At 32.7% G+C, this 550-nt stretch carries 2 protein-coding genes; both read left to right on the top strand.

Annotated elements, in window-relative coordinates; genetic code table 11:
• The coding region (locus ABEV15_RS11275; RefSeq protein ID WP_498853253.1) for an ATP-binding protein at nucleotides 1-207 on the top strand (207 nt) is incomplete at its 5' end.
• A 19-nt stretch (nucleotides 208-226) separates the two neighbouring features.
• On the top strand, nucleotides 227-499 hold the full coding sequence (locus tag ABEV15_RS11280; RefSeq protein WP_033026638.1) for a DUF3986 family protein: 273 nt from the start codon (nucleotides 227-229) through the stop codon (nucleotides 497-499).
• The last annotated feature ends 51 nt before the right edge of the window (nucleotides 500-550 follow it).

A 550-nucleotide genomic window follows, 5' to 3' on the forward strand; every position in this document is an offset into this window, starting at 1 on the left:
AACTACTTTATAATTATTTTTGTGTATTTGTATATGAACCCTTGCCCATGCGGCTATTTCGGTTCGAAAAAACGCTATTGCATATGTAGCCCAAAACAGATCCACGCCTATCGCCAACGTATCTCCGGACCGATTTACGACCGCATCGATATATTGTTATCGTTAGAAGCAGTGGATTTACGAACAGTGCCTGGCACCGTTCGCTAATTATAGGGAGTGAATAAACGTGAAATTTGATCCAAATCAGCATCTTCATTTAGGATATTATGAGAACAATGTTGATTTAGAAGCAGTCGCATATAAAATTCAGAATGAAAATAAATGGGTAGTTTTTTTAGATAATGAACAAGATACTACATTAGTTAAAAAAATATTAGATAAGTATGATTTCCATGAAAAATATGGTTACAAGATTTTTACTGTTGATGCAGATGATTTATCTTATGAAGTCGGAAGTAAGCTATTTGAAGAATGGTTAAAAGCAAATAATATAATATAAAATATCACGGCTGTTGATTATCCAAAATTATGAATACTTCTCCCGTAAAAA

The organism is Bhargavaea massiliensis (assembly GCF_050480245.1).
Classification (GTDB): domain Bacteria; phylum Bacillota; class Bacilli; order Bacillales; family Anoxybacillaceae; genus Anoxybacillus.